At 74.2% G+C, this 18,441-nt stretch carries 17 protein-coding genes; 8 read left to right on the plus strand and 9 right to left on the minus strand.

What is annotated here, in order from left to right:
- Positions 1 to 15 precede the first annotated feature (15 nt).
- Positions 16 to 1,668 carry an acyl-CoA dehydrogenase family protein gene (locus ACILRH_RS05580; RefSeq protein WP_395691441.1) on the minus strand — a complete coding sequence of 551 codons (1,653 nt, stop codon included), beginning with the start codon at positions 1,666 to 1,668 and terminating at the stop codon, positions 16 to 18.
- 17 nt (positions 1,669 to 1,685) lie between these two features.
- On the opposite strand from ACILRH_RS05580, the gene ACILRH_RS05585 reads away from it, so the two are divergent.
- The 3 genes from ACILRH_RS05585 (at position 1,686) to ACILRH_RS05595 (ending at position 5,920) form a co-directional block, all read left to right on the plus strand.
- Complete coding sequence (locus tag ACILRH_RS05585) at positions 1,686 to 2,690, plus strand: YihY/virulence factor BrkB family protein (protein ID WP_395691443.1); 1,005 nt, start codon at positions 1,686 to 1,688, stop codon at positions 2,688 to 2,690.
- Between the two features lie 10 nt (positions 2,691 to 2,700).
- The gene (locus tag ACILRH_RS05590) at positions 2,701 to 3,801 is read left to right on the plus strand and encodes a potassium channel family protein (RefSeq protein ID WP_395691445.1); all 1,101 of its coding nucleotides are present in this window, start codon (positions 2,701 to 2,703) and stop codon (positions 3,799 to 3,801) included.
- Positions 3,802 to 3,916: 115 nt separating this feature from the next.
- Positions 3,917 to 5,920: an ATP-binding protein gene (locus ACILRH_RS05595; RefSeq protein ID WP_395691447.1), complete on the plus strand. Its 2,004-nt coding sequence runs from the start codon at positions 3,917 to 3,919 to the stop codon at positions 5,918 to 5,920.
- A gap of 280 nt (positions 5,921 to 6,200) precedes the next feature.
- On the opposite strand, the gene ACILRH_RS05600 is transcribed toward ACILRH_RS05595, so the two are convergent.
- The 5 genes from ACILRH_RS05600 to ppdK form a co-directional block, all read right to left on the minus strand.
- Positions 6,201 to 6,509, minus strand: coding sequence for an STAS domain-containing protein (locus tag ACILRH_RS05600; protein WP_395691449.1), 309 nt, complete (start codon positions 6,507 to 6,509; stop codon positions 6,201 to 6,203).
- A 75-nt stretch (positions 6,510 to 6,584) separates the two neighbouring features.
- Entirely contained in the window at positions 6,585 to 7,298 is a 714-nt protein-coding gene (locus tag ACILRH_RS05605) for a hypothetical protein (protein WP_395691451.1), read from the minus strand.
- Between the two features lie 63 nt (positions 7,299 to 7,361).
- Positions 7,362 to 7,817, minus strand: coding sequence for an HPP family protein (locus ACILRH_RS05610; protein ID WP_395691453.1), 456 nt, complete (start codon positions 7,815 to 7,817; stop codon positions 7,362 to 7,364).
- Complete coding sequence (locus ACILRH_RS05615) at positions 7,801 to 8,559, minus strand: hypothetical protein (RefSeq protein WP_395691455.1); 759 nt, start codon at positions 8,557 to 8,559, stop codon at positions 7,801 to 7,803. The genes ACILRH_RS05610 and ACILRH_RS05615 overlap by 17 nt, the downstream gene beginning before the upstream one ends.
- A gap of 102 nt (positions 8,560 to 8,661) precedes the next feature.
- On the minus strand, positions 8,662 to 11,325 hold the full coding sequence (gene ppdK / locus ACILRH_RS05620; protein ID WP_395691456.1) for a pyruvate, phosphate dikinase: 2,664 nt from the start codon (positions 11,323 to 11,325) through the stop codon (positions 8,662 to 8,664).
- Between the two features lie 142 nt (positions 11,326 to 11,467).
- On the opposite strand from ppdK, the gene ACILRH_RS05625 reads away from it, so the two are divergent.
- Together ACILRH_RS05625 and mmuM are read left to right on the plus strand one after the other, a co-directional pair.
- A complete protein-coding gene (locus ACILRH_RS05625) occupies positions 11,468 to 12,340 on the plus strand; it encodes a universal stress protein (protein WP_395691458.1) in 873 nt (290 codons plus the stop codon).
- 23 nt (positions 12,341 to 12,363) lie between these two features.
- The gene (mmuM, locus tag ACILRH_RS05630) at positions 12,364 to 13,287 is read left to right on the plus strand and encodes a homocysteine S-methyltransferase (RefSeq protein WP_395691459.1); all 924 of its coding nucleotides are present in this window, start codon (positions 12,364 to 12,366) and stop codon (positions 13,285 to 13,287) included.
- 28 nt (positions 13,288 to 13,315) lie between these two features.
- Here the strand turns inward: mmuM and ACILRH_RS05635 are convergent, their stop codons facing one another.
- Positions 13,316 to 13,906, minus strand: a complete 591-nt coding sequence (locus tag ACILRH_RS05635) for an HPP family protein (protein ID WP_395691460.1) — start codon at positions 13,904 to 13,906, stop codon at positions 13,316 to 13,318.
- On the minus strand, positions 13,893 to 14,369 hold the full coding sequence (locus ACILRH_RS05640; RefSeq protein ID WP_395691461.1) for a pyridoxamine 5'-phosphate oxidase family protein: 477 nt from the start codon (positions 14,367 to 14,369) through the stop codon (positions 13,893 to 13,895). The genes ACILRH_RS05635 and ACILRH_RS05640 overlap by 14 nt, the downstream gene beginning before the upstream one ends.
- Before the next feature lie 145 nt (positions 14,370 to 14,514).
- On the opposite strand from ACILRH_RS05640, the gene ACILRH_RS05645 reads away from it, so the two are divergent.
- Genes ACILRH_RS05645 through ACILRH_RS05655 form a run of 3 tightly spaced genes read left to right on the plus strand, consistent with a single transcriptional unit; the run spans position 14,515 to position 16,775 of the window.
- Positions 14,515 to 15,441, plus strand: a complete 927-nt coding sequence (locus ACILRH_RS05645; protein ID WP_395691463.1) for a universal stress protein — start codon at positions 14,515 to 14,517, stop codon at positions 15,439 to 15,441.
- Positions 15,442 to 15,445: 4 nt separating this feature from the next.
- Entirely contained in the window at positions 15,446 to 16,324 is an 879-nt protein-coding gene (locus ACILRH_RS05650; RefSeq protein WP_395691465.1) for a universal stress protein, read from the plus strand.
- Between the two features lie 10 nt (positions 16,325 to 16,334).
- Entirely contained in the window at positions 16,335 to 16,775 is a 441-nt protein-coding gene (locus ACILRH_RS05655) for a pyridoxamine 5'-phosphate oxidase family protein (RefSeq protein WP_395691467.1), read from the plus strand.
- A 517-nt stretch (positions 16,776 to 17,292) separates the two neighbouring features.
- Here ACILRH_RS05655 and ACILRH_RS05660 read toward each other — a convergent pair.
- Positions 17,293 to 18,240 (minus strand): DUF1214 domain-containing protein, encoded by a 948-nt coding sequence (locus ACILRH_RS05660; RefSeq protein ID WP_395691469.1) that lies wholly within the window; start codon positions 18,238 to 18,240, stop codon positions 17,293 to 17,295.
- Positions 18,241 to 18,441: the final 201 nt, after the last annotated feature.

The following is an 18,441-nucleotide window of genomic DNA, read 5'->3' on the forward strand; positions in this document are numbered from 1 at the left end:
GCAGGGGCGCCCGGCTCACAGCACCGGCGTCGCGCGCTCCACGATCGCCCGCAGGTCGCCGCCGTCGAGGGCGCCGAAGGTGCCGTCGTACGACGAGCCGAGGCGTGAGGCGCAGAAGACGTCGGCGACCTCGGCGGGGGCGTGCCGCACCAGCAGGGAGCCCTGCAGGACCGCGGCCATCCGGCCGGCGAGCCGGCGGGCGCTGACCTCGAGGCGCTCCGGCTCGCCCATCAGCGAGCCGAGCAGCGCGAGCGTGTCGTCGATCGCGCGGTCCAGGCGGGCGTCGCCGCCACGCGCCCGGCCCACCTCGGTGATCCAGGCGTCGAGCACCTCGGGCTCGCGCCCGAGCGCCCGCAGCACGTCGAGGGCGTTGACGTTGCCCGAGCCCTCCCACACCGAGTTCAGCGGCGCCTCGCGGTAGAGCAGCGGCAGCCCCGACTCCTCGACGTAGCCGTTGCCACCCAGGCACTCCAGCGCCTCGGCGACGACGGCCGGGGTGCGCTTGCAGACCCAGAACTTCGACAACGGGAGCGCGATCCGGCGCAGCGCGGCCTCGTGCGGGTCGTCGACACCGTCGACCGCCGCGGCCAGTCGCATGGCCAGCGCGGTGGCCGCCTCGGTCTCGACGGCCAGGTCGGCGAGCACGTTCTGCATCAGTGGCTTCTCGGCCAGCAGCGACCCGAACGCCGTGCGGTGCGCGGCGTGCCAGGTCGCCTCGTTCACCGCTCGCCGCATCAGCGACGTCGAGCCGAGCACGCAGTCCAGCCGGGTCGCGGCGACCATCTCGATGATGGTCCGCACGCCGCGGCCCTCGTCACCGAGGCGCTGGGCGACGGTGCCGTCGAGCTCGAGCTCCGAGGACGCGTTGGACCGGTTGCCCAGCTTGTCCTTGAGCCGGACGACGTCGAGCTGGTTGCGGGTCCCGTCGGGCAGCACCCGGGCGACCACGAAGCAGGTCAGCCCGCCGGGCGCCTGCGCCAGCACGAGGAAGACGTCGTTCATGGGCGCCGAGGTGAACCACTTGTGCCCGTGCAGGGTGTACTCCCCGTCCACGGCGGTCGGACGCGCCTGCGTCACGTTGAGGCGCACGTCGGAGCCGCCCTGCTTCTCCGTCATCCCCATCCCGGCGAGCGCGCCGCGCTTGGCGGACACCGGCCGCACGCCGGGGTCGTAGGCCGTCGACGCCAGCAGCGGCGTCCACTCCTTGGCGATCGCCTCGTCGGCCCGCAGCGCGGGGACGGCGGCGTAGGTCATCGAGATCGGGCAGCCGTGGCCGGGCTCGGTGTGCGACCAGGCCATGAACCCGGCCGCGCGCCGCACGTGGGCGTACGGCGACCCCGCCTCCTGCTGCTCCCACGGCCGGGCCGCGAGCCCGTGCCCGACGGCCCGCTCCATCAGCCAGTGGTACGACGGGTGGAACCGCACCTCGTCGAGGCGGTTGCCGAACCGGTCGACCGTCACGACCTCGGGGCCGTAGCGGTTGGCGAGCAGCCCGTGCTCGCGCGCCTCAGGCGTCCCGGCCTCGGCCCCGACCGCGGCGAGGTCCTCGACCACCTCCGCGGACGCGTAGTGGGTGACCGCCTCGACGAGCGCCCGGTCGGCCGTGACGGTGTTGTGACCTTCCAGCGGCGGCACCTGGTTCGTGGCTACCCGGATCTCGGTACGCATGTGACTACGTTAGGTCCATGACCGGGGTCGAGGGCGTGGACAGCCGCGACTCCCCGCTCGTGGCCCGGCTCCACCGGCTGCGCGAGACGGTCTGGCGCCTCGTGGTCACCACGGTGCGGTCGTGCCTGCAGTACCGCGTCACGGGCCTCGCCGCCGAGGCGGCGTTCTTCGCCGTCCTGTCCGTGCCGCCGCTGATCTTCGCGCTCGCGGGCTCGATCGGGTTCGTCACCGCGCAGTTCACCCCCGCCCAGGTCGGCGACGTGCGCGCGGCGATCATCGACCTCTCCGAGCGAGCGCTCACCGAGAACGCCGTCAGCCGGATCATCACGCCGACCATCGACGACGTGCTCCACGGTGGGCGGTTCGACGTGATCTCGCTCGGCTTCGTGCTCGCCCTGTGGTCGGGCTCGCGGGCGCTGCACGTCTTCATCGACACCATCACGATCATGCACGGCCTCGGCGGGCACCGGGGGATCGTCAAGACGCGGGCGCTGTCGTTCGCGCTCTACCTCCTCGCGATGGTGACCGGCGTCCTGTGCCTGCCGCTGGTCGTCGCCGGCCCGGACCTGGTCGCTCAGTGGCTGCCGGAGCGGCTGGACTTCCTCATCGGGTTCTACTGGCCGGTCGTCGTCGCCCTCTGCATCTGCTTCCTCGCCACGCTCTACCACGTGTCGGTCCCGGTCCGGACCAACTGGAGCTTCAACCTGCCCGGCGCGACGTTCTCGCTCTTCTGCTGGATCGTCGGCTCCTACCTGCTGCGGACCTTCCTCACCGCCACCGCCGCGGACTCCAAGTCGATCTACGGGCCGCTCGCCGCGCCGATCGCGGTGCTGCTCTGGCTCTACCTGGTCTCCGTGGCGGTGCTCGTCGGTGCCGCGGTCAACGCGGCGTTCGACGAGGTCTTCCCGCAGAAGGCGACGGCGCGGGCCCGGCACGAGCTGGTCCAGCGGCTGCGCCGGCTCGCGACGCGTGAGGGCGTCGAGCAGCGGGGCGACGCCGCGGAGGGCCCCGTCGAGGGATAGATTGCGGCCCGTGCCGGACGACTCCAGCGACCTCACGCAGGGCCGGGCCAGGGGTGGCGTCGCGCTCCCCGACTCGACCCGGTCGCCGTGGTGGCGCCTGGGCGTCCGGCTGCTGCTGGCGGTCGGGATCTTCGTGGTCACCGTCCTCATCGTGTACGTCGACCGCGGTGCCTACCGCGACGCGAACGACCCGCCGTTCTTCGGCGTCAACCTGGTCGACGCCGTCTACTACGCGACCGTCACGCTCAGCACCACCGGCTACGGCGACATCGCACCGGTCTCGGCGCACGCCCGGCTGGTCAACGCCTTCGTCGTCACCCCGCTGCGCATCGCGTTCCTGGTGCTGCTGATCGGGACCACCCTCGAGGTGCTCGCCTCGCAGGGCCGCGAGATGTACCGAGTCGCCCGCTGGAGGAAGAAGATGACGCAGCACGTCGTCGTGATCGGCTACGGCACCAAGGGCCGGGCGGCCGTCGACACCCTGGTCAACAACGGCCACGACCGCGAGGCGATCGTGGTCGTCGACCCGGGCGGCGCCGCCCTGCAGGAGGCGCACGCCGACGGCCTCGCGGTCGTCACGGGGGACGCCACCCGCCAGGACGTGCTGCGCCGGGCGGGGGTCGGCAACGCCAGCCAGGTCATCATCACCACCGACCGCGACGACTCCAACGTGCTGGCGACGCTCACCGTGCGCCAGCTCAACCCCGAGGTGTGGATCGTCGCCTCGGCCCGCGAGCAGGAGAACGTCGCGCTGATGCGCCAGTCCGGCGCCGACTCGGTCATCACGTCCTCCGATGCCGTCGGCCGGCTCCTCGGCCTGTCGTCGCTCTCGCCGACCCTGGGCCAGGTGATGGAGGACCTGCTGACCTACGGCGAGGGCCTCGAGGTGGCCGAGCGGGAGCTCCTGGTCTCGGAGGTCGGCCGGCCACCGCAGTCGCTGCCCGACCAGGTCATCGCCGTCGTGCGCGACGAGAAGGTCTACCGCTACTTCGACCCCGTGGTGACCCTGCTCGCCCGCGGCGACCGGCTGATCGTCGTACGCCCCGCCAAGGAGCTGCCGTGGGCGCCGCGGCCGGGCACCCACGACGAGGAGCTCGCCGCGGAGGAGTGACCCCCGCCGGGCCGGCCCGCGACACCCCGAGGGGCGTTTCGCCGCTGTTGCCGGCCCCTCACCCCTTTGGGGGTCTAGCCTGCAGTCACCAGGTGGGGGCCTAGGGGGAGTGGCGATGCCGGGAGACCGGAAGGCGACGCACGCGATCGTGGGTCCTGGCGTGACCGTGGGGTGCGCCGCGCTCATCGTCGTGCTCGCGCTCGGGATCCACCGGGCCGACGCGGTCGGGCCGGGCTACGCCAGCGCGATGCCGATCGGCGGCCTGGCGGTGCTGTGGTTCCTCGTGCGCGGCGCCCGGGTGCTGAGCCCGGAGACGGTCGTGCTGGCCGCGGCGGTGTTCGTCGGCGACCTGGTGCTGGGCTCCGAGCCGGCGCTGGCCGCGGTGATGTCCCTGGCGGTCGTGGTGCAGACGCTGCTCACCGTGGTGCTGCTGCGCCGCTGGTGCCCCGGGCTCTGGGGCTGCGGCGGTGACCGGCCCCTGGACCGCCCTCGGGTGCTGGCCCGCTTCGGGGCGGCCCTGGTCCTGGGCATGGCCGTCGGCGCGGCGCTGGCCACCCTCGGCTGGGTCTCGGTCACCGGCGAGCACGTGCAGCTCGGTGGGGTCCTGTGGTTCGGCCGCACCCTGTGCAGCTCGCTGCTCGTCGTCACCCTGGGGCTGCTGGTCGGCGAGCGGCTGACCTCGGCACGGCCGCGGCCACCGCTGCTGAGCGGGGCCCGCTGGTACGAGCTGGTCGCGGCGATCGCCTTCACGCTCGGGATGTACGTGCTCGCGTTCTGGTTCGAGCAGCTCCCGCTGGCGTTCCCGCTGCTGGCGGCCACCGTCTGGTTCGGGCTGCGGTTCTCCACGCTGCTCAGCGCCGCGCACTCCATGGTGACCGGCGTCGTGACGCTCGGCCTGACGATGGCCGACATCGGGCCGTTCGCCGCGACGGAGCGGGAGGACCTGGGCTACCTCCTTGCCGGGTTCTACGTCGCCACGCTGGTCGTCACCGGCCTCGGCATCTCCACCGGTCGCGACGAGCGTGAGGCGCTCGCCGCCGAGCTGCGGCGCACCCAGGAGGAGGCGGAGTACCAGGCGAGCGTCCGGCAGGCCGTCATCGGCTCGATGAACGAGGGTCTGTTCGTGCTCGACGACAGCGGCGAGGTGCTGCTGCACAACCCGGCCGCGGCCGAGATCTTCGGGCTGTCGGAGGACGACCTGACCCGGGAGGTGCTGGCATCGCGCTCGGACCGCTGGGCCGACGGCACGCCGATGCCGCCCGAGGAGCGCCCGTCGGTGCGGGCCCTGCTCGGCGAGGTGGTGCGGGACGTCGAGATCCTGGTCAGCGCGGACGGCGTCCCCGACCGGGTGATGTCGGTCTCGGCCATGCCACTGCCGCGGGACGCCGCCCGGCGCCGCGCCCGCGCGCTGGTGCTCTTCCGCGACGCGACCGCCGAGCACGCCCGCCGCGAGGAGCTCGCCGCGTTCGCTGGCGTCGTGGCGCACGACCTGCGCAACCCGCTGGCGGCGATCGACGGCTGGACGGAGATGATCGCCGACGAGCTCGACGCCGGCGCCCTGGACGCCCAGCTCGCGCGCGAGTTCGTCTCCCGGGTGCGGTCGTCGTCGCGCCGGATGCGGGAGCTCATCCGCGACCTCCTCGCCCACGCCACCAGCCGGGCCCGAGACCTCGACGTCAGCCGGGTCGACGTCACCACGCTGGTCCGTGAGATCGCGGCCGCCCGGCACGCCGAGAAGCAGGTGACCTGCGAGCCGGTGCCCCCGGTCCTCGCCGACCCGGTGCTGATCCGCCAGGTGCTCGACAACCTGGTCGGCAACGCGCTCAAGTACGTCGCCCCGGGGACCGAGCCCCGGATCGTGGTCCGCGGCTGCGCCCACCCGCCCGGCTTCGTCACCATCCTCGTCGTCGACAACGGCATCGGGATCCCCGAGGGCGAGGAGGAGCAGATCTTCGACGAGTTCCACCGCGCCCACTACCGCGACTACGAGGGCAGCGGCCTGGGCCTGTCGATCGTGCGCAGGATCGTCACCCGCCATGACGGCACGGTGACCGCCCGACGCAACCCCGACGGTCCGGGGTCGACCTTCGAGGTCGTGCTGCCGGCCTACGACGGCTGAGCCGGGGGCCGACGCCGCCCGCACGGCGCGGACTCGCGGGTGGTCGGTCCGCTGACGTCATCCGGGTTGGTCGCTCTGGCGGCCGGGTCGTATGACGTCCCGCCCCGCCGTCCGCGCGCCCGGGTCGTTCACCCCGCGGGGTGAACCGCTGTCCGGGGAGCGTCGCCGATCCTGTGGAACGTGGCGCGCCCGTCGGTCCGGTCACGGGGGTCTGGGCGGACGGGCCCGCCACGCCAACGCCACGCGGCCCCGGTCGCCACCCCGGTCGCCACCCCGGTCGTCAGTTCAGGTCGAAGACCTCGTCCAGCCCGGTGAGCGCGCACAGCCGGCGGAACGGCGGGCTGGTCGCGACGAAGTCCATCGAGCCGTCGTTCTCGGCGAGCTGGTGCCGCGTCCGGGCGAAGACGCCGAGCGCGGACGCGTCGCAGAAGGTGACCCCGCCGAGGTCGACGAGCACCCGCAGGCAGCCCGCATTCATCGCATCGAGCAGGCGCTGCGAGACCTCACGGGCGGTGAAGATGTCCAGCTCACCGTTCGCGGTCACGACGGCGGTGGGCGGGTCGAGGGTCATGGTCATCGAGAAGTCCATGGGGGTGTCCCTGGTTCGCATCGGGCATGAAACCGGGAACGGCGGCGCGGGGCGCGGAGCTCGAGAAGCTCTCGGTCACCTCGACCCTACTCCGGGGTGCGCGGCGGGCCCACACCCTTCGGGGTGCCGGGGAGCGGGCAGGGGAGGGAGCAGGACGACCGGGCAGGGGCTCTGGTGCAGGACGGTGCGGGCGGTGCGGCCCAGCCGGGTGCCGCCGCGCCGGTCCGCGGGGTTGCGGCCCAGGACGAGCACCCGGGAGCAGGCCGCCGCCTCCAGCAGCGCCGCACCTGCCCGCTGGTGCGCCGCGTGAACGCTGCGCAGCGGGCCCGCGCCGCACACGTCGAGGGCGGACTGGAGCAGGACGGTGGCGGCGGCCGGGTCCTCCACGCCCACCGTCACCGGGCGCTCGTCGTCGCTGCGCGAGGTCCAGCCGGGCGGAACGCACGCGACGGGCGGGTCGGCCCAGGTCGTGGGCAGGACGCCGTCGGGGTCGGTCAGGGCTCGGACGAGGTGGAGCAGGTCGCGCCGGCGGACCACGACCAGGCGCGCGTCGGCGCTCGCGTCCAGCACCGCGCGGACCGGTGTCCCGGTCACCAGCCGGCCCTCGCCCGGCACGCCGCCGACCCGGTCCAGCACGCGCTCCAGCACGCCCTCGTCGTACGCGACGACCCGCAGCGGACACCCCTGCCGGCGCGCCTCGTCGAGCGCGAAGGAGAGCGCGGCCGACACGTCGTCGTCGAGCGCGGCCAGGACGACCGGCGACCGGGGCTGGGCTTGCGTGCGCTCCACTGCGTCCTCCCTACGGCGACCTGCCCGGTACCCCGTCGGCGTGCGGGGACACCGGCGGCGCCGTCACGTGTCCTCCGCCTCGGTGTTGAACTGGTGGGTCTCCGCCGTCTCGGTGCTCGCGAGCACCGAGACCAGGTCGTGGCGGCTGACGATGCCGACCACCACGCCGTTGTCGACGACCGGCAGGCTGGGCAGGGCGTTGTTGACGAGCAGGTCCGCCGCCACCGGCAGCTCGACGTCGGGGAGCACCGCGACCGGGTGGAAGCTCATCACGTCACGCACGGACGCGGGGTGCGGACCGCCGGCGGACGGGTGCAGCTCGCGCTCCCACGGGTTGCGCGGCACGGCGTCGCGCACCACGTCGGTCTCGGTGACCATGCCCAGCACGTGCCCGTGGTCGTCGACCACGGGCAACGCGGTCACCCCGTGGCGGTCGAGCAGCCGGGCGGCCGTCGCCAGGTCGTCGGTCGCGGCCACGGTCACCACCGGGGCCGTCATCACGTCACGCACGCGCAGCACGGGGAGCCTCCTCACGAGTCCGGAGCACGAACCAGAGTGCGACGCCGGCCAGGCCGGCGACCACGAGCCCGGCGACCAGCAGGGCGGACGCGAGGCGGTGCAGGACCGGCAGCTCGGCACCGAGGGTGACGTCGGCGACGACCGGCCGGGTGCCGTCGGCGGTCGTCACGACCAGCGCCCAGGAGCCCGGCTCGGGGTCCCAGGTGATCGTGCGCGCGCCCGTCCCGCCGGCCGAGGCCACCCAGATCCCGGCCCGGTCGGGCCGGGTCGGGAGCGCGCCGCCGACGGCGTACGACGGGGTGGCGGACCCGCCGTCGCCGAACGGCTCGGTGACCGTCGACTGCGCCACCCCCTGCAGGAAGGCGTCGACGTCCCCGGCGCGGGCGATGCCGACGAACAGGCCGGTCGAGTCCTGCGGGTCGACGGTCACGCGGACCGTGCCGATCATCCCGCGTGGGACATCGAGTCCCAGCAGGCCCCGGTCGAGCACGACGTCCTCGGTCCGGACGGCGTAGCCCGGTGAGCTCCACCGCGTCGTCGAGCCGCTGACGAAGCCCGCGTCGTCGCGCATGGTGGCGTCCGCGAGCCGCACCACGCCCGCGGTGAGGGCCGAGCCCACCCCGGCCGCGAGGAGCACCGTCGCGGCGACGGCCGCCACCACCCGGCCCACGCCCCAGCGTCGCGACCCCGTGGGCGGCGGCTCGGGCGGGGAGGGTGCGGACGGGGCGAGGGTGACCGTCACGGGGGACCACGACCTTTCTCGGTCCAGCGTCCCTCCGGTGCGCGGCGTCCTGGGAGTGCCCAACGTCCCGGCGCCGGGGGCCTTCGGCCCGCGCCGGCCCGGTCAGTCGCGGGCCAGGACCGCCCGGGCCGCCTCCCACCGGGCCACCGGGACGCGGAAGGGGGAGCAGGACACGTAGTCGATCCCGGCCTCGGCGAAGAACCGGATCGACTCCGGGTCGCCGCCGTGCTCGCCACAGACACCGACGTGCAGCCCCGGCTTGGTCTCCCGGCCCAGCCGCGACCCGATCTCGACGAGCTTGCCCACGCCGTCGACGTCGATCGACTCGAACGGCGAGACGGGGAAGACGCCGCGGTCGCGGTAGGCCGGCAGGAAGGCCGCCTCCACGTCGTCGCGGGAGAAGCCCCAGACCGTCTGGGTCAGGTCGTTGGTGCCGAAGGAGAAGAAGTCGGCGGTCGCGGCGATGCGGTCGGCGAGCAGCGCCGCCCGGGGAAGCTCGATCATCGTGCCGATCGGGATATGCAGGTCGAGGCCGCGGTCGGCCGACACCTCGCCGATCACCTTCTCGAGCTCCCCGCGCACCAGCGTCAGCTCACGCTCGTGGACGACCAGCGGCACCATGATCTCCGGGCGCGGGTCGCCGCCGGCCTCGATCCGGTCCGCCATGGCGGACGCGATCGCCCGGGCCTGCATGTGGAACAGGCCGGGGATGACGATGCCCAGGCGGACCCCGCGCAGCCCCAGCATCGGGTTGTGCTCGTGCAGGCGGCGCACGTGCTCGAGCAGCACGTGGTCGCGGCGATCCTCCTCGTGCCGCTCGTCCTCGAGCGCGACCCGGACCTCGAGGTCGGTGAGGTCCGGCAGGAACTCGTGGAGGGGCGGGTCGATCAGCCGCACCGTGACCGGCAGCCCGTCCATGGCCTCGAGGATCTCCCCGAAGTCCTGGCGCTGGAGCGGCTCCAGCTTCTCCAGGGCCTCCTGGCGCTCGGCCTCGTCGTCGGCGACGATCAGCCGCTCGATGAGGTGCCGACGCTCGCCGAGGAACATGTGCTCGGTCCGGCACAGCCCGATGCCCTCGGCGCCGAACCGCCGCGCCCGCCGGGCGTCCTCGGGGGTGTCGGCGTTCGCGCGGACGCCGAGCCGTCGGATGCCGTCGGCGTGGCCGAGGAGCCGCGCGACCGAGACGGCGACCGGGTCGTCCACCTCCTCGCCCTCCAGCCGCCGGACCACGTCGGGGTCGCTGACCGGCACGGCGCCGAGGAAGACCTCTCCGGTGGTGCCGTCGATGGAGATCATGTCGCCCTCCTCGACGACCGGTCCGCCGCGCACCTGGAACCGCCGGTTGACGAGGTCGATCTCGATCGCCTCGGCGCCGCACACGCACGTGCGACCCATGCCGCGCGCGACGACCGCCGCGTGGGACGTCTTGCCGCCGCGGCTGGTGAGCACCCCCTGCGCGGCGAGCATGCCGGCGAGGTCGTCGGGGTTGGTCTCCTTGCGGACCAGGATCACGGCCTCGCCGCGCTCGGCCCAGGCGACCGCGGTCTCGGTGTCGAGGACCGCCCGGCCGACGGCGGCACCGGGCGACGCGTTCATGCCGGTCGCGACCGGGTGCCGGTCCGGGTCGGGGGCGAAGCGCGGGAACATCAGGGCGATCAGCTGGTGCCCGCTGACGCGCAGCAGGGCGTCGTCGCGGTCGATGTAGTCCTCCGCCACCATCTCGCAGGCGATGCGGACCGCCGCCTCCGCGGTCCGCTTCCCGACCCGCGTCTGCAGCATCCAGAGCCTGCCCTCCTCGATGGTGAACTCGATGTCGCACATGTCGAGGTAGTGGCGCTCGAGCTGCTCCATGATCGCGAGGAGCGAGTCGTAGGACGCCCGGTCCAGCCGGGCCAGCTCGGCCAGCGGGATGGTGTTGCGGATGCCCGCGACCACGTCCTCGCCCTGGGCGTTGGGCAGGTAGTCGCCGTACACCCCGGGCTCGCCGGTCGCCGGGTCCCGGGTGAAGCAGACCCCGGAGCCGGACGTCTCGCCGCGGTTGCCGAACACCATGGCCTGCACGTTGACGGCGGTGCCGAGGTCGTCGGGGATCCGCTCCTGGCGGCGGTAGAGCGCAGCACGGGGCGTGTTCCAGGACTCGAAGACCGAGCGGATCGCACGACGCAGCTGCTCGCGCGGGTCCTGCGGGAAGTCCGCGCCGGTGTGCTCGCGGATGATGACCTTGAAGTCCTCGACGAGCCCGCGCAGGTCCTCGGCCGTCAGCTCGGCGTCCGAGGCCACGCCGCGTGCGGCCTTCAGCTCGTCCAGCCGGTCGCCGAACGCCTCGCTGTCCACCCCGAGGACGGTGCTGCCGAACATCTGCAGGAGCCGGCGGTAGGAGTCGGTGGCGAACCGCTCGTCGCCGTTGCGGGTGGCGAGCCCTACGACGGACTCGTCGTTCAGCCCGACGTTGAGCACCGTCTCCATCATCCCCGGCATCGAGAACTTGGCACCGGAGCGCACCGACACCAGCAGCGGGTCGGCGGCGTCGCCGAGACGGCGCCCCATCCGCGCCTCGAGCGCCCGCAGCTGGGCGTCGACCTCCTCCTCGAGCCCGTCGGGCTCCGTGCCGGCCGCGAGGAACGCGCGGCAGGCGTCGGTGGAGATGGTGAAGCCGGGGGGCACCGGCAGGCCGAGGTTGGTCATCTCGGCGAGGTTGGCCCCCTTCCCGCCCAGGAGATCCTTCTGGTCCTTGTTCCCCTGCGTGAAGTCGTAGACGTAGGCCATGAGGTGAGCCTGCACCCGTGGGCCGGTCCAGGGCGAGGGTCGCGGGGCCGACGATGACCGGGGACCCCACGAATGGGGCCGATGGTCCCTGTGCTCGCGCGAGCGTGCGGCGGACGGTGGGAGCGACCCCAGGGAGGCTGTCATGGACACCACGCCCGGCGCCGTCGTCGTCGCGGTCGGCGGCCACGGGACGGACGCCGCCATCGAGTTCGGCGCGGGCGAGGCGCTGCGCCGGCACCGCACCCTGCACCTCGTGCACGCGGTCGACCCGCACGACCCGCAGGCTGCCGTCGACGGGAGCGACCTGCTCGCGACCGCCGTCCGCACCGCGTCGGCCCGGCTCGGCGAGCTCGGGCTGGTGACCTCGGGCCTGGTGCCCGGAGCGCCGGTGGCGGTCGTCACCGAGGCCTCCCGCGGCGCCGACCTCGTCGTCGTCGGTCGCTGCCCCGAGTCGCGGCGCACCCACCCCTACGTCCGCTCGGTCACCGGCGGCATCGGCGCACGCGTGGACACGCCCGTCGTCTCGGTCCCCGAGGGCTGGCAGGCCCCCGCGGGCGGCCAGGCCACCGTCGTCGCGGGCGTCGACGAGCCCGAGAAGCGGACCGACGTGCTCGAGGCCGCGTTCGCCGCGGCCCGCGACCGCCAGGCCCGGCTGCTGGTGCTGTGCACCTCGTGGCACCCGCCGCAGACCCACGTGACCGACCCCTCCTGGGCCCAGCGGGTCGAGGAGGACCTCCAGCGTGTGCTCGAGCAGGTCGGTGCGGCGTACCAGGACGTCGCCGTGGAGGTGCACGTCCGCAACGCCCAGGCGGGGGAGGCCCTGATCGACGCCTCGCACCGAGCCGACCTCGTCGTCGTCGGGCGGCACAACAGCCTGCTGCCCTCGGGGTCCCACCTGGGCCCGATCGCCCGTGCCGTGCTGCGCGAGGCGGACTGCCCGGTGCTGCTGGCCACCCCGCGGTCCCTCCACCGCGTACGGGTCACCGCGGCTCGGAGGCTCTCCTCCGCGCCCTGAGCCGATCGGGCACGATGTCCCGCGTGAGACGTCGGGTGGTGGTGCTGGACGGCGGCCTGTCGACCGCGCTCGAGGAGCAGGGTGCGGACCTGTCCGGGTCGCTGTGGACCGCCCGCCTGCTGGCCGACGAGCCGGAGCGGGTGGTGGCCGCCCACCGCGCCTTCTACCGCGCCGGTGCTCAGGTCGCCACGACCGCGAGCTACCAGGCCAGCGTGGAGGGCTTCACGGCGGCCGGCATCGACCCCGCCGACGCCGCCCGACTCGTGGCGCGCAGCGTCTCGCTGGCCCGGCAGGCCCGTGACGAGGTGTCGGGCGAGGTGTCGGGCGAGGTGGTGGGCGAGGTGGCCGACGAGCGGCCCGGCCTGCGGGTGGCGGCCTCGGTGGGGCCGTACGGCGCCTTCCTGGCCGACGGGTCGGAGTACCGCGGCCGCTACGGGGTGCCGGCCCGCAGGTTGCGCGACTTCCACCGCCGCCGCCTGGAGCTGCTCGCCGCGGCCGGCCCCGACCTGCTGGCGGTCGAGACGATCCCGGACCTCGACGAGGCGGCGGTCCTGGTGCCGCTGCTGGAGGAGGTCGGCCTGCCGGCGTGGTTCAGCTACTCGGTGCGGGGGAGCGCCACGTGCGCGGGCCAGCCGGTCGCCGAGGCCTACGCGGTGCTCGGCGGCTGCCGGGTGCTGGTCGCGGCGGGCGTCAACTGCTCGGCGCAGGAGGACGTGCTCGGTGCGGTCCGGTCGGCGGTCGCCGCGACCGGGCTGCCGGCCGTGGCCTACCCGAACCGGGGCGGTCACTGGGACGCGTCCGCGAAGCGGTGGGAGTACGCCGACGCCGTGGACCTCGCGCTCGTGGACGAGTGGGTCTCGGCGGGCGCCGAGCTCGTCGGCGGGTGCTGCGGCACGGGCCCCGCCGACATCGCGGCGCTGGCCCGGCGGGTGGCCGGCCCCCGCTAACGGCGCGTGGCGGTCGCTGCGGGTCCCCTCACTCCACCCGCACCTCGACGACGCCGGGGACCGTGCGGGCGACGACGTGGGCCAGGGAGTGCTCCGCCGGGCCGCTCGGCCCGGAGACGGACACGACGCCGTCGTCGACCTCGACCAGCCAGTCGGTGTGCCCGAGGGAGGCGAGGACCTCGTCGATGTCGGCGGCGATGACCTCGTCCGCGCGGGCGAGGGCCTGCACGACGTCGCTGCGGCTGAGCACCCCGACCAGCCGACCACGGACGTCGACGACCGGGAGGCTCTTGGCCGACAGGGCGGTCATCGTCTCCACGGCGGTCGCCACGTCGTCGTCGATGCGCACCGAGGCCGCCGACCGGGTGTAGACCTCGTCCACGGTGTGCGGCGCGTAGAGGGGCTCGACCTCGACCGGGCGCTCCTGCGCCCGGGGGTCGCGCGCGACGAGGTCGCGGATCAGGTCGGCCTCGCTGACGATCCCGCACAGGTGGTGGTGCTCGTCGACGACCGGCATCGAGGTGATGCCCAGGCGCGCCAGCTGCGAGAGGGCCTCCTTCACGGTGGCCTCCGCGGTGACGGTCACCGGGTCGGGCGTCATCAGGTCACGGACGAGCATCACGAACCTCCAGCGGTCGGGCGGTCGGGCGGTCGGACAGGGCAGGGGTCGACGCGTCGGTCGTGCCGGAGCCCCACAGCCGCCGACCGGTCAGCCGCTCCGCGTCGACCCGCACGAACACGCTGTCGGTGCCGGCCGGCCACACGGTCATCTCGACGAGCATGTCGGGCGCGTCGAGGACGTCGACGAGCTCAGCGGTGCCGCGGACGACGACGCTCCACCCGTCCCGGGTGACGGGGTCGACCTGGTCGACCTCGACGACGACCGGGCGCCCCGCGGTGCCTCGGGCCAGCGCGGTCCCCGGATCGGTCCGGAACCACAGACCGCCGTCGGCGACCGTGTAGTTGACGGGCACGAGCTGGATCTCGTCACCGGCCTGCCACGCGACGCGCGCGATGTCGGCCCCCTCGAGGAGCGCCCAGCAGTCGTACGCCACCAGGGTGGCGACCTTGTCGGTGCTCATGTCCACACCGTGTCCTGCGGCCCCGGAGCCGCACAGAGAGTCAGGTCCTCCCCGGCCGTGACCAAGGTCCCGGGTCCCGCGGGCGGGCGGCCCTGACGGGGGTGACACCCCGGTCCGAGCATGGAGGTGGAGGAAGGAGCTCACCATGACAACACGTCCCCACGAGTCCGACCTCGTCGTCCTCGGCGTCGACGGATCCGCGGCCAACCTGGGTGCCCTGCGCTTCGCGGTGGCCGAGGCCCGGCGCCTCGGCACCGGGCTGAAGCTGGTCCATGTCGTCCCCGACTACCTCAGCATCGCCCCGATGGTCCCGCTCACCGCGGCCGAGTTCACCGAGACCGGCACCGAGATCCTGCGGTCCGCCGAGGCCATCGCCCGGGAGCTCGCCCCCGACCTGGAGGTCGACGGCTGGCTGCACCACGGCAACCGCCCGGCCGAGCTGCTCCGCGCCGCACAGGGTGCCCGCGTGCTCGTGGTCGGCCGGGACGGCCGGCCGCTGCCGCAGCGCCTCCTGCACGGCGACACCGCCGCCGGCGTGGCCGCCCGCGCGCAGCTTCCCGTCGTCGAGGTCCCCGCGGAGTGGCAGCCGCGTCCTGACGACGCCGAACCGGTCGTCGTGGTCGGTGTGAAGGCGTCGGCGCACGCGTCGGAGCTGCTCGACGACGCGTTCGCCGTCGCGGCCGAGCGGCAGGCCGCGCTGGTCGTGCTGCACGCCTGGAAGCTGCCGACCGCCTACGACGACATCGTCGAGTCCCGGGTGGCGGTCGACCAGTGGCGCCAGGAGGCCACCGTCGAGATGGAGGGCCTGCTGCGTCCGCACCGGGAGGCACACCCCGACGTCAAGGTCGAGGTGCGGATCGTCCACGACCGTCCCGGCCACGCGCTCGCCGAGGCCTCCCACGAGGCGGACCTCGTCGTGGTGGTGCGCCGCGCCCACGGCGTACCGCCCTCGATCCACCTCGGCAGCACCGCGCGCACCGTCCTGCGCACGGCGGCGTGCCCGGTGCGGGTGGTCGCGCCCGTGACGGCCCCGCGCGAGAAGCATCCGGCGACGCCGACCGAGGGGGAGTGACGACATGACCGACACCGAGTACGGCGTCCTCGTCGCGGTCGGTCCGGACGGGGCACACGACGGCGCTCTCGACCTCGCCGCCTGCGAGGCGGTCCGCCGGCGCACCGGCGTCCTGCTCCTGCACGTGGTGCACTCGATCCGCTCCGCGCCGTCGGCCGTGCAGCAGGTCGACTCCCTGGACCGGACCCTGACCCGGGTCGGGACCGACGTGCTGCGAGACGCCGCCGAGCGGCTGCGGACCCGGCTGGACGGCCGGGCGCCGATGACCACGGAGCTCGCCACCGGCCCGGTGGCCGGCACCATCGCCGTCCGGGCCGCGGACTGCGAGCTGCTGATCATGGAGCGGCGCGACACCGGCTGGGCCGAGCGGCTGCTGACCATGTCGGTGACGACGAGGGTGGCCACGCACACCGCGACGCCGGTCATCGTCGTGCCGGAGGGCTGGCGGCACAAGTACGACGAGGCGGCGCTCCCGGTCACCGTCGGCGTGGACCGTCCGCTCGACGCGCAGGACCAGGTCGAGACGGCGCTGGTCTACGCCCGCGACGCCGGCCGGCGGCTGGTCGTCCTGCACGCCGCGTGGCTCGCGGAGCAGTACCAGGACCTGGGCTTCAGCAACAGCACCCGCGACCACTGGCGTCACGAGGCGCAGCGCGAGCTCGAGCTCGCCCTCTCCAAGGTCCCGGATCTCTACACGGTGGACGTGACGGTGGACGTGCCGTGGCGCCGGCCGGCCGACGCGCTCGTCGGTGCGACCAAGACGTCGTACCTGCTGGTGCTCAACCGTCGCGACGAGCACCCGCTCGGCGCCCATCTCGGACCGATGACCCGAGCCGTCCTCCGCCACGCGGAGGGCCCGGTCATGATCGTCGGCCGCACCTGAGGAGGATGAAGTGACCGAAGACCAGCTGACCGAGTGGCCCGACGCCGACCGACCGGTCGTCGAGCTGTCCGACGAGGAGTGCTGGGCGCGGCTCGGCGAGGAGCGCGTCGGTCGGCTCGGCTACCAGCTGGTCGACGAGATCCACGTGATCCCGATCAACTACGCCGTGGTCGAGGGCAGCCTGGTCTTCCGCACGGCCGCCGGCGGGAAGCTGCTGGCCGCCGAGCTGCACTCCGAGGTCGCGCTCGAGATCGACCGCTTCAACGAGACCGACGCCTGGTCGGTGCTCGTGCGCGGCCGGCTGCGCCACCTCGAGGAGGACGAGGCCGAGCGGCTGGCCGACGTCGGCGACTGGACCTGGGTCCCGACGCTCAAGTACGACCTCATCGAGGTCGTGCCGACGGCGGTGACGGGGCGCCACTTCTTCCTCCGGGGGGACCGTCCAGCCTGACGGCCCCGTCGGCGCCCCGGGTGACCAGCTCCGGCACCGGCCGGAGCTGGTCGTCGCGCAACCAGCCCTGGTGCGCCTCGACCTCGTGGTGGCCGCCGCCGGACGCCCAGACCACCCACGCCAGCCACTGGGCGCCGTCGACCGCCGGCACGCCCCACCAGAAGAGCAGCAGCCCCGGGTGGACGTCGAGCGAGTCGGGGCCCAGCCGGACCAGCACGTGCCGCGGGCCCGGGGGGCGGGCGGCGGGCCGCCGGGGGTGAGGTGCTCCGCGCGGGTCCAGCCCTCGCGCACCCGGAGGGTGCCGCTGGGTCGTTCGACCGTCGCCGACACCGTCCACGACTCGCGCCGCGACCCCCGCGGCCCCGGGACCTCACGTGTGGTGAGCTCCAGCCCCGGCTGTGCCCACCGTGGGTCGGACGTCACGTTGACCCACACGTGCCGCGGCGTGCCGGGGGTCCACCTCACCCCACCAGGTTAGAACACCTGTTCGATTGGTGTCCCTCCGACCGGAAGGCCGTCACTCCTCGACGGGGTGCAGCGGCGGCATCGTCCAGCGCCCGTCCCGGATCTCCGGTCGTGGCCGGTAGAAGCGCAGCAGGTAGTTCCAGCCCTCGGGGGTCGGCAGCCGGTTGGGCAGGTCCGGCGGGCCGCCGAACCGCACGGTCACCGCGCCGTCGTCGTCGCGCTGTGCGGTGATGTTGTTGACGCTCACCCGGTCGCCGGCGTCGGTCGGGAAGTAGCCGTCGGCGTCGTAGAGGGAGATCGACCAGAACCCGTCGACGGGGACGTCGGCCGGGACGGTGAGCTCGTAGGCGCCCGGGGGCAGGCCGGGCGAGACGTTGAGGTAGTAGGCCTCGTCCTCGGGGAGACCGCCCCAGCCGGCCGCGGTCGCGACCAGGTGGCGGACCGGGTCCACGTCCTCACGCCGGCCGAAGGAGCGGCTGAAGCCGGAGAGTCCGGACGCGAGGGTCAGCAGGGCGGTGCGGGTGCGCTGGTGGCTCTCCAGGTCGTGGTCCGGTGCGACGAACGGTGTCGCCGACCCCGCCTCGAGACCGACCGCGTCCTGCAGCCGGGTGACCGCGGCGACGTCGTCGGGGTCGTCGGGGTCGACCAGGATCCGCAGGGCGACGCACACGTACGGCGTCTGGTGCTCGGCCACCGTCAGCCGGTGCTCCCCGGGCTCGTGGAGCACCGCGTTGATGTAGTGGTCCTGGTTGACCACCATCGCGGACAGGTAGCGGCCACCGCTGTCGGGCAGGGTCAGGGTGGCGCCGCCGGTCAGGTCGACCACCGCGGTGCTGTAGAGGGTGTCCCGGTTCTGCCGGATGACCGGCTGGTCGTCCAGCGGGGTCGGCTGCCGGTTGTGCGTCCACCGGTTGACGCCTCCGGCCCGGGCGACCAGCGCCGCCAGCATGGTGTCGGTCTCGGCGCGGACGAAGTTCTCCACGTTCACCTGCGTGCTCATGGCGTCAGCCTGCCGTGTCCCGTGCCGCCGCGCCCACCCCACCCTCCAGATTCGCTCAAGGGGGCCGCGCGACCCTCGGTTCGGGCCCGCCACCGGGCTAGAGTCGACCTCGACCCCGGTGGTGACCCGAGACGCCACCGGGGTCACCCATGTCCGGACCTGCTCGCGAGGGTGCCCGTCGAGGCGCCGGCTCTGCCAGAA

This window comes from Nocardioides sp., assembly GCF_044226765.1.
Taxonomy (GTDB): Bacteria; Actinomycetota; Actinomycetes; order Propionibacteriales; family Nocardioidaceae; genus Nocardioides.